Source organism: Flammeovirga sp. SJP92 (genome assembly GCF_001583495.1).
GTDB lineage: Bacteria > Bacteroidota > Bacteroidia > Cytophagales > Flammeovirgaceae > Flammeovirga.
The window spans coordinates 179,900-189,675 of the sequence record NZ_LQAQ01000116.1 but is presented as its reverse complement, the minus strand read 5'-3'; the positions used below and the strand labels follow the sequence as shown (position 1 = coordinate 189,675).

General features: G+C 31.1%; 10 protein-coding genes. 2 read left to right on the top strand and 8 right to left on the bottom strand.

Translation table 11 applies throughout. The annotated features are described in order from the left end of the window. Window positions 1–470 precede the first annotated feature (470 nt). Both AVL50_RS31215 and AVL50_RS31210 read left to right on the top strand, forming a co-directional pair. Complete coding sequence (locus AVL50_RS31215; RefSeq protein ID WP_062621755.1) at window positions 471–1,046, top strand: DUF6434 domain-containing protein; 576 nt, start codon at window positions 471–473, stop codon at window positions 1,044–1,046. Then, window positions 1,043–1,303: a DUF3781 domain-containing protein gene (locus AVL50_RS31210; RefSeq protein WP_062621753.1), complete on the top strand. Its 261-nt coding sequence runs from the start codon at window positions 1,043–1,045 to the stop codon at window positions 1,301–1,303. The genes AVL50_RS31215 and AVL50_RS31210 overlap by 4 nt, the downstream gene beginning before the upstream one ends. Window positions 1,304–1,366: 63 nt before the next feature. On the opposite strand, the gene AVL50_RS31205 is transcribed toward AVL50_RS31210, so the two are convergent. The 8 genes from AVL50_RS31205 to AVL50_RS31170 all read right to left on the bottom strand — a co-directional run bounded on the left by AVL50_RS31205 (window position 1,367) and on the right by AVL50_RS31170 (window position 9,453). Then, entirely contained in the window at window positions 1,367–1,696 is a 330-nt protein-coding gene (locus AVL50_RS31205; RefSeq protein ID WP_157491740.1) for a hypothetical protein, read from the bottom strand. Window positions 1,697–1,732: 36 nt separating this feature from the next. After that, window positions 1,733–2,413 carry a hypothetical protein gene (locus tag AVL50_RS31200; protein ID WP_157491738.1) on the bottom strand — a complete coding sequence of 227 codons (681 nt, stop codon included), beginning with the start codon at window positions 2,411–2,413 and terminating at the stop codon, window positions 1,733–1,735. Window positions 2,414–2,610: 197 nt separating this feature from the next. Beyond that, window positions 2,611–2,997 (bottom strand): hypothetical protein, encoded by a 387-nt coding sequence (locus AVL50_RS31195; protein ID WP_062621747.1) that lies wholly within the window; start codon window positions 2,995–2,997, stop codon window positions 2,611–2,613. A 247-nt stretch (window positions 2,998–3,244) separates the two neighbouring features. Beyond that, window positions 3,245–4,807 carry a hypothetical protein gene (locus AVL50_RS31190; protein WP_062621745.1) on the bottom strand — a complete coding sequence of 521 codons (1,563 nt, stop codon included), beginning with the start codon at window positions 4,805–4,807 and terminating at the stop codon, window positions 3,245–3,247. Between the two features lie 70 nt (window positions 4,808–4,877). Further along, a complete protein-coding gene (locus tag AVL50_RS31185) occupies window positions 4,878–6,242 on the bottom strand; it encodes a hypothetical protein (RefSeq protein WP_157491736.1) in 1,365 nt (454 codons plus the stop codon). A gap of 472 nt (window positions 6,243–6,714) precedes the next feature. After that, a complete protein-coding gene (locus AVL50_RS31180) occupies window positions 6,715–7,413 on the bottom strand; it encodes a hypothetical protein (protein ID WP_062621741.1) in 699 nt (232 codons plus the stop codon). A gap of 129 nt (window positions 7,414–7,542) precedes the next feature. After that, window positions 7,543–8,739 carry an MFS transporter gene (locus AVL50_RS31175; RefSeq protein WP_062621740.1) on the bottom strand — a complete coding sequence of 399 codons (1,197 nt, stop codon included), beginning with the start codon at window positions 8,737–8,739 and terminating at the stop codon, window positions 7,543–7,545. 48 nt (window positions 8,740–8,787) lie between these two features. Further along, complete coding sequence (locus tag AVL50_RS31170; protein WP_062621738.1) at window positions 8,788–9,453, bottom strand: hypothetical protein; 666 nt, start codon at window positions 9,451–9,453, stop codon at window positions 8,788–8,790. Between the last annotated feature and the right edge of the window lie 323 nt (window positions 9,454–9,776).

The window sequence follows — 9,776 nt, the reverse complement described above, 5'->3', positions numbered from 1 at the left end:
TTGGGTCCGCAAGCATATCGCTGATATAATCATGCTTCATTAGATTACCTGTTGATGCTGAAAGTCCGGTAGCTGTTGCTTGGTGAGTTTCGGCAATTAAGTAATCTCTATAGAGTTCAAATGCATCAAGTCTTTTCATAGAATAAAGATCGACTTTCTGTCAAAGAAATGAAAATTCAAAATTTTAATAGAGCGATAGCTCAGTATTTAAAATAAAGAATGAAATGTGATGAAAGAAAAGCTAGATTTATACTTTTCAAAAGAGTCATTTCTACTAAAAACTACCTTCCAATACATTGCTTTATTTACACTGACCTTGATCTAAAAAAAATTAAATATTACATTTAAATTCGAAATACTTAATCAAAAGGAAAATGTTTTTTATGATACCCCTGTAATAAAGGTACAGCTATAAACCTTTGGGAAATCTATCATTCACAACCCTAAAACTATAATAGAAGAGTAAACTAATGAAAAACGAAAAACTTTTGCTAAATGCAAAAATCTCGATAATAGACTTCAAAAATTTTTATTGGTACAAAAAGGAATTGGTCGACTTTTGTAGTTCCATAAACCTGGATAAAAGTGGCAGTAAAATTGACCTAACCAAAAGAATTGAACATTTTCTTGAAACAGGTGAACGTATTGTTCTTCCAAAAAAGAAACAATCTCTTTCAAAGTTTGACTGGAACAATGCACCTCTTTCTTTACAAACAAAAATTACGGACAATTATAAAAATACTGAAAATGTAAGGACATTTTTTAAACATCAAATTGGTCTTCAGTTTAAGTTTAATGTGAAATTTATGAACTGGATGAAAAATGCTCAAGGAAATACATTAGAAGAGGCTATTGAAAAGTGGTACTTAATTGCTAATGATAATACAAAAACGCAAATTGCCCCTCAATTCGAGTATAATACATACATCCGGGATTTTTTGAACGACAACCCAGATAAAGTATTGAAAGATGCCATCAAACATTGGAAAATCAAGAAATCAAAAGCCGGTGACAATAAATACAACAAAACTGATTTACAATTATGAAGCAGACGATCATCGATAACCTCTGTTATACAGCACTTGTTTATGGAAGAATCAATAAGAAACTTTCCCTACAACTTAACCAAAAGGAAATTGAAGCCCTACTCCTGAAAGTACTTCATGAAACAGATGAAAAATTCTATATAAAAACAGGTAAAAACTTCTATATAAGCAACTCCAGTCACAATATTAGAGTGACTGTGAACTCTTACACGTTTAGGGTGATTACTGTAGACCAGTTGGAAAAAATAAAGTCATAGAATACCTATCATTTACATAATGAGTGCCAAGACAAAACTATTTAATAATCGTATTTCTATATTTCAATCAATAATAACACCCATTGATAAATAGAAGCCAAAAGGTATTAATAAATAGATCAACGTTAAAACATTAAGAAGCATCGACCATTTTCGAAATTTATTTCTTTTCATATAACCCAATACACTAAAAGTCAAAGAGATCAAAAATGGCAAAGCGAACAAAAGCCCCACTTTAAAGCTACCTGTTACAAAAGACGGTGATATTCCACTGTCCATTGAGGTGTTGCCTACTCTTAAATTAAAATCATATATATCAAATTGGATTTTTAGATATATGAATAGTATTGCGAGTACAATTGAAATGAAGGAGAAGTATTTGCTGAGATTCATTAAGTTTATAAAGTTTGCTTTGTGAGCGTTAAAAAATTATTTTATATCACGAGGTTTTAATTTTAATTGAAAAATAATAAAAAGTACAAAAGCAATATTTATGAGATATATTTGAACTAAACCAGAGGTTTTGGTGTACAATCTTTGTTCAAATTTTCCTTTTTGAGGTATCAGAATTATTGGTGAACTATCCCTAAACTTCAAATCGTTATTGTCAATTCCTCTCATAAAGTTTTTCTTTTCAGTTGGATTAAATACCTTTTCAAAGTAATCAACATTATAAAAATTATAGGTATCTAGATCATTTTGAATGTTTGCTGAGAAAACCTTACTTAAAGTGCCATTTTGATCATCTTCGGCCGTTAATACTTTTTTATCAAAACTTAACCCATACCAGATATTTTCAGAATTTTCAAATTGAAATAATCTATAAAAAACCAGTTCCATACTACTTCCTCTTGATGGAGGGGTAACTCGTGTATATCCTTTTTCTTGATTTTTAATTATTTTGAAGCTGTTTACAGTAAAAAATTTATCACTAGAAAATTTTCCTATATCCTCAACATCATTTATTTCAACTAACCTAAAAAACACATCATCCAGAATAGCATGTCCTAAAAGTACTAAAGGTACTATGATTGAAAAAAGTATTAATAACTTAAAACCAATTACTCTTATTTTTTTTATAGCTAATATCTGTAATCTTTCCTTTAACACGGTCTGAACCAACACTCCAGGAATCATAAAAAGCACGAGAAGGTTAACTATACTACTTGGAAATTGAAACATATCAAGTTGGACTACTATAACCCAATAAAATAACGTGTATAACACACATGATGAAATACTTATGAGCAAATATGGTATAAATATACTTTTAATTTTGTACTTGATATCACTCAAATTTATTTCTATCATTTCTCTTTTTTAGAATGCCAAATAATATAATTTTCAACACCCTCATCTGTTTCTTCATCTACTAAAGTCCAATTTAGGTGTACAGCGATTTTTAAAAGTATTTCTAAAAATGTATCAAAGTCTTCATTTTTAGAGCAAACAATAGTTATTAAATTGGTCTTTTCTGAATTAACATCTTTCTCACTCCAACTTCTTAAACTATTTACATTAAGTAATAATAGCTGAATAAATGGGAATCCTTTTTTATTTCTAAATTCAAAATCGCCTAAACTTTTAAGTTCATCGAAACCATTTATTAACTGCCGTACTTTTTTAGTCGAAACCTCTTCACTAAGATCAACATCTTTAAAAAGTTGTAAGTAATAATATTTGTCTGACCACATTTTCTTTGAATACAATTTGTTGCTCGTCTGCCTTGTGATAAATTACTTTTATTTAATCAAATATCTGATGAAAAACTTTTATGTCAAATAAAATTACCACTATCACCCTTACATACAAATCATTTCAATGACTATTTTTTGTTGTATTACAAATTGTAAAAGATAATTCTGTAAGTAAATAATAACCCTGACTTATAGTATATTATAAGTCAGGGTTAAACAGAAAAATAGATGTGGGCTTTTCTAGTTATTTGACCATATCATAAAGTATAGCATCAATTTTTTCTTGGCTTAAAGAACGTGGATCTGGTTCTGGAATAGGTTTGCCTAAGGTGTCAGTAACAAAGCTAAAGTCAACACCTTTTTGCTGAGCAGCACCATGGCAACCTGAGCACCCTCCAGCTGTAATTAGTTTTCCATTTACAACTACGTTACTATCATTATTAAAAGGAGTATTAATCGTGCTCCCTGTAAAATCTGCCAAAACGGAATCTGATTCAATGATTAGGTTTGCCAAATAATAAGCGGGCATCTCTACTTTTCTTTCTTCCAGTGTAGCTTCAGGATAAAGGTTAGATTGAAAACCAATAAGTCTATAATTCGCTAGGAAATTAGTTGGGTTTGCTTTCTTTATTCTTGCCTGAATGGAGTCAGAAATAGCATAATATACTTCTTCAATATAGGAATGTGCTCCATCTTCATCATTATGTCTTTCAACTGCAAGAATTTGATAATCTTGCCCAGGTGCAGGAGAAGGAGGGTTATTTACTACAAATTTATAACCATAGTTTTGAAGGCTATTATGTTCCCAAGAAGCAATAAAGAAATTTCTATAATTGTTGGTCTTTTGGATAATGTGCATTCCAATAAGTACGTATTTTTCTTTTTTTGCTACGAACTGTGATGATTGGTTTTCATCAAAAACAATCGCATCTCTTACTAAGAATTCCTCTTTATTGTCCGCTACCGTTAAAGGTCTCCAAGCTGTTTTTATTTCAATTACACCTCTTTGTTTTGTAGGCTCATCACTACAAGGAAAAACGATAATGCCTTCTTCTCCAAAATGTTTTGAGCCACAAGGGTCAAATAAACCACCATTGTAAGTAGAGATTTTTTTTAAGGAATCTGTTCCACCGTCAGGATCAGAAATTGTTGAGAGAGAGGCAACAATGCTTTCATGTGAATTAAAATAATCCTTTCTATAATTGTATTCTACTTCATTCACCTTCGCCATATACATCACCAATTTATCTTTAGGTGTGACCTTTTCAATATTTGGTTTTGCAAAAACGTAACACGATGCTATTTCACTATCTTCATCAAGTACTACAAATTGCTTAGACTGATCGATTCCATTCCAATCTATTTTATCATCATTCACAAATGAATAAGAGGGTTTACTATTAAAACTTTTGACGATTTGATCGCCTTTGGGGCGGTATTCGATACGGTGAGCGAAAGTTTCCCAAACTAAAGGCTTCTGAGGAGTACCTTGAGCATAAGTCCAAGTTGTATCTGGCTTACCTCTCCAAGTATTAGTTTCTGTATAATTGGATTGCCAAGATAATGCAATCATCTCTTTCCATGCGAACAAAGCACTCTCCAAAACGCCTGCATTCTTCTGCAAATCATATGGAGGTATATATCCATTAAGAATATCATCTGGTATAATGATCGGAGATTGGGTTGAACTCGTCTCAATGATTTCAACTTGTATTGAGTCTATCTCTTCTTTCTTATTGACATTATATGTACAATTGTAGAAGAGAAAAGGAAGGATAAGCGAGAATAAAGTAAATCTAGTTTTCATTTTTAATTATTTTTATTGAGAAATGTTTCTTAGCGTTATAAAGACATTGATTCATTAAAGCTCATGTCTGTTATTGGACTTTATATTCTTCGTAGGATTCTACGGCATCAAATAATCTTAAAGAGAAATCATACCCTACTAAAGAATCCTTTGAGGTATTAAACATTGGGGTTCCATCATATACAGACGGGAATTTCCAGTTTTTGAAATAGTTGGGATACGTTTTATAAGATGTTGTATCACAACTTTCTTTTCCCAATCCTCCAAGAAGAGCAAAACCTCTTGACGGTGTCCCTTTAACAGAATAACTTGTTTGATGGCAACCCATACAGTTCTGACTTGTTGAGCCCTGAAAGGTCACAAGTCTTCCATAACAGCCCACGGTCCATTTTTCACTGATGGGTTTTAGCAAAGTTTGATGTATGGGTTTACTTTCTGTAATAGGTACTGCAGGAAAAGATTCTGGGTCCATTCCAAATTGAATCCCCATAATTTCATATCTTTCCCATAACGGTTTCTCATAAGGGACATCATCATTATATACTAGTGCACAGAATACCCATCCGCAAGGTGAACGTGAATCTTTCACCATTACATCCATCTCTAAAATATGTGCCTTTTGTAAAGTTCTCTCATAGGTTTTCGCACCAGTTCCAGGAGCATTTTTATGTATATTGAGCTCCCAAGATGGTGCATTTTTTAAGTGTTCAGGTGTGTAATCTCCTAAGTGACCAATGATATTTACTTTATGTATCACTGTACCATCAAGAAATGGAAGTCCTTTCACTCTATTTCCATTGGGTGCAGGCATGTATTGAAGGTCGCCATATTCTGACCAAACTTGACCAAGTGCTAGCCCCCCAAAGTAATTGTAATGCGCAATGCCCCAAACAGAAACAGTAGCTTTACTTTTGGCAGATGGTACTAGTTGAGTAATTGGAATGGGAAAACTATATCGGGCACCATGGGTAAATTCCCTTCCAGAATAAGGATTTGTTGCCAACCAAGGTAAATTGTACCAATAAGGATTATTAAATGCAATCCCGTTCTTTTCTAATTTCAAATTACTTACTAAGTATTGCTTAATGGAGCTTGCGTATTCATCCCATTTTTCTGGCCATTGACCATTATCTTTTTTGACTGCTGAATTGAAATCTTTTTCAGTTAAAGGAATATTCAACCACTTGCATTTCTCTTTTTCTGATTTATACAAAGTAGAGTCAACTTTAATTGGATAATTTTTTCTTAATACAAACTTAGGTCCTTTGTACCCTTTAGGAATTGTATCAATATGATCTTTAAAAGCCAATGCTCTATTAGCTATCGTAAAACCACTTAATTTATCGTTTTGATGTCTCCTGTGTTTACAGGAATAAATACATATTAAACTCGCTAGAAGTAGCAAAGAGGATATTATTAATAGTTTAGATTTCATAGTGTATTATTTTTGGCTTGATACTTAAGAACAATCCATTAACCTTATCCGATTCCTTTATGTATGCAGTGGCTCTAATATTGTCTCTTTTTTACCTTACTTGTTAAGGTCTGAAGTGTAAAAAAAATGGCATCACCTCTTGACTTCTTACTGAAACAGGCATTCAAAACGGATAAAGTTTTTTATTAAAGTTTGAAAAGAGATGAAATGCTTATCGCTGATTTTAGCTTTCATACCCTATCAAAGAAGGTCTTTCATTTAGACCTTAATAACCAAAAAATAGTAGCGATTTAATCGAATAGTTTGTTTTTGATTACAATACAAAATTGTAGCAATAATGCGTGTTTTTTTAGAGTACAAATACTCATTTTCTAAAAAAGGGTATTTGTACCTAATCCATTTTATATCAATAGCTTAGTGAATAATTTGAAATGAGCATAAAAAAAGACCTTTGTAATTTCTTCTAATGGGTCTATTTGTAGTAGTAATACCAATTACTTTCATAATTCTTATCAAAATTTTCTTTCGAATCAAGGTGAATATGAAAATGCTCTAGCTCAAATAAATTATAGATATCATGTTCTTTAATGAGAGCAAAAAACTTCCTTTTTATTTTTTCAAGGGCTTCTGAGTTATTTAATTTTTCTACTTGTTCATCTTCGAATAAAAAGAAATCTGCTACACCAAATCCTGTTTGAATTTTCCATAATTCAGGTAAATCCTTCTCAAACTTCATCAATTTTTCACCACTCAATTTAGTAATTGTTAGTTTTCTTGCTATTGGATTAAAAGCGGAGGAACAGACAAATAGTTCTTTACTAGCAGGATATTTATATTTTTTTATTAATCTTGAAAGTACCGTTTTTACTATTGGTTTCCTTTTTACTATTTCAAGATATTTTTGAGCGATTTTTTCTTGTTTATCAGAATCGAAATTCCCTGACCATTGCTCTGATTCATTGAACTTACAGGCATCTTGACTTGTCCTTGTTATAATTTGAAGCCTTTCTTTACCCAAATGTTTTAAATAATCAACAATCAAGTTTATTACCTCTATTTTGAATTCACTTGCAATCCATTTCGACAACTCTTTCAATTGCGGACTCATTTCTTTTTTACCGGTTAAAACAAGCTCGGTCTCCTTAAATTCGGAATCAGTATAGTGAACCATTTTACAGAAATTATATACAACCTTTTATTTATCAAATCATTTTAAACACTACTAACACACCCTTACATACATTACTACCCCATCATAAATCCAGGGTCGAAGTCCCAGACTTATGACGGATAAAGTGTATTATACAGATTTATTCACCTTTTGAAAGATCATAAAGGAAAAACTAAAAATGGTCATACCTATAAGTCCTATTAACACTGAAACTGTTGGGTTTGCAAATAAATATTCCTGGTTGAAACTCACTAAAGCTGTAAGTAACAAAGTAGGAATATAAGCAAGACTCATCAAGGTGGCTAAGTATTTTGGATTAGCATATTGTGTCAATATAGAATAAACAACAGGTTTGACATGTATATCTGCTATTGCCAATAATAGTAGAGATAATAGGAAGAGGGGAATGGTTTGTTCTGTTGGAACCTCTGGCATAAGGTATAAAATTCCAAAAGATAAAGTCCCAAAAATGAAACCAAGCATCAGTTTAGAAAACTGGCAACTATAAAAGTAACTCCATAAGATAATTGCAAATAAACTGATAGGTACACTTAATGCTGGAAGCAGAGATGACCACCAACTTGCAGGGATTAAAAATATTGAGGAGTTCTCAAATACATATTGTAAGTCATTAATTCGTATGTGCCCTAGTTGATACAAACCCAAAAACAAAAAGGCTGAAACGAATGTAGTTATGATTTTTAATTTCTTACTTTTCTCAACTTTTTGTTGCTTTTCGGGTGCTGGTATTTGTTCTTCTAAAATAAGAAGAGGGACTATGGACAGAATCGTTATTATGCCTAAAATGATAAACACAATTTTATATCCAAAAGTATCTGCTATGGGGGCTATCACCACGGTTCCAAGTACTATTCCAATACTACTAGTGAAATTAAACAGCGTGAAACCTGCATCTAAAAGTTTGGTCTTCTTGAGATAAAGTTTCCCAAAATTAGATAGCATATTCGGTATAAATAATCCATTACCTATAATAACAAGGAACATTCCTATATAAAGACCATAGAGTGAGGCACTGCAAATACTAAATAATCCTATTGATTGCATAAGAGCTCCTGCTATTATTGCTTTTTTATTGCCAATAAGAAAGTCTCCTAAGACAGCTCCAAGAATTTGGGATATGATATAAGAAGACGTTAGGTAACCATAAAGGTTAAATGCATCTTCTCTTTCCATGTTAAGCATTTCACTTATCATATACAGTACCATGATTGAACGAAGCCCATAATAGGAGGCTTTTTCTAAAATATTCGAAAGAATATAATAGTATGTTTCTTTTGAATGGTTTTGGTTAATGATTTTTTCCATTAATAAAATTGGTTTAAATAGTTGGTAAGTTTTTCAAAAATTTTGGAATCACAATTTTGTAATTTCTTCTTCAAAATAAATTTCATCCAGTTGTTTCTTTGTATTGGCTAAAATACTCTCTATACATTCTGCCAATCTTTTTTTAATTTTGATATAATGTTCATACGGGTCTTCATATCTTGATTCAAGAACTATTATCGTATCTTCTATATTTTCAGATAATGTCTTTTGAAAATTATCGAACATCTCTTCATTCATTTCTTTAGATACTTTCATTCTAAATGTGAATTTCTTATTTGGAATTTGAATCGGTTTCTTTTCTTCGCTACAAAATGTCAAACTAAACATGAAAAGAAGAACATTATACCTGACTATTTTATTTTCAAAATCTTTTTCTCTTAAATGATCTTTCAAATAACTTACCATATCTAAAACTGTTTTGCCATAGCTTGCTATAAGTTTAAAATGAATTAAAGGCTCTGGGTTTGATAAGTACTCTTTATGCACTTCGAGAATAATTTTAAAAACCTCCCGCATCGATAACTTTTCAAGACATGGGTAATCATTTACTTTTCTATTTAAAGTTAAAAAACCTGTACATTCGATAAATTCTAAAACTTCTAAAAAAGACTTTCCTGATCTACTTTCTAGCTCATGCTCAATAAAAATTTTCTCTTCTAATTGATCTAATTCTGATATTACTTGTTTGCTCATTACTTTATTTGGTTATGATTGGATTGATTTATTATATTTCAAATTATTGATACACACAATTATATATTTACTTCATTTCGATTTATACAAAAAGGAGCATTTATTTGATCAAAAGAAATTACCAACCGTTATTCCTTTCTTCTAATTCCTCTTCAAATCTAAATCGCATTCGTTTACTAACCCTTCTTGATTATTTATGTAAACTAAATTTTTATCAACGATCAATTGAAATTTTTGAAGTTCTTTATGTTCAACTTCAAGCTTCTTACATCTTCATTTTTTTTGTAATTAAAATTAGATAGAATTCAATAATACCCATTAAC

Coding starts and splice junctions, on each gene's coding strand:
- AVL50_RS31185 (WP_157491736.1), bottom strand. CDS start 6,242: ATGAAATCTAAACTATTAATAATATCCTCTTTGCTACTTCTAGCGAGT.
- AVL50_RS31190 (WP_062621745.1), bottom strand. CDS start 4,807: ATGAAAACTAGATTTACTTTATTCTCGCTTATCCTTCCTTTTCTCTTC.
- AVL50_RS31210 (WP_062621753.1), top strand. CDS start 1,043: ATGAAGCAGACGATCATCGATAACCTCTGTTATACAGCACTTGTTTAT.
- AVL50_RS31170 (WP_062621738.1), bottom strand. CDS start 9,453: ATGAGCAAACAAGTAATATCAGAATTAGATCAATTAGAAGAGAAAATT.
- AVL50_RS31215 (WP_062621755.1), top strand. CDS start 471: ATGAAAAACGAAAAACTTTTGCTAAATGCAAAAATCTCGATAATAGAC.
- AVL50_RS31195 (WP_062621747.1), bottom strand. CDS start 2,997: ATGTGGTCAGACAAATATTATTACTTACAACTTTTTAAAGATGTTGAT.
- AVL50_RS31180 (WP_062621741.1), bottom strand. CDS start 7,413: ATGGTTCACTATACTGATTCCGAATTTAAGGAGACCGAGCTTGTTTTA.
- AVL50_RS31175 (WP_062621740.1), bottom strand. CDS start 8,739: ATGGAAAAAATCATTAACCAAAACCATTCAAAAGAAACATACTATTAT.
- AVL50_RS31205 (WP_157491740.1), bottom strand. CDS start 1,696: ATGAATCTCAGCAAATACTTCTCCTTCATTTCAATTGTACTCGCAATA.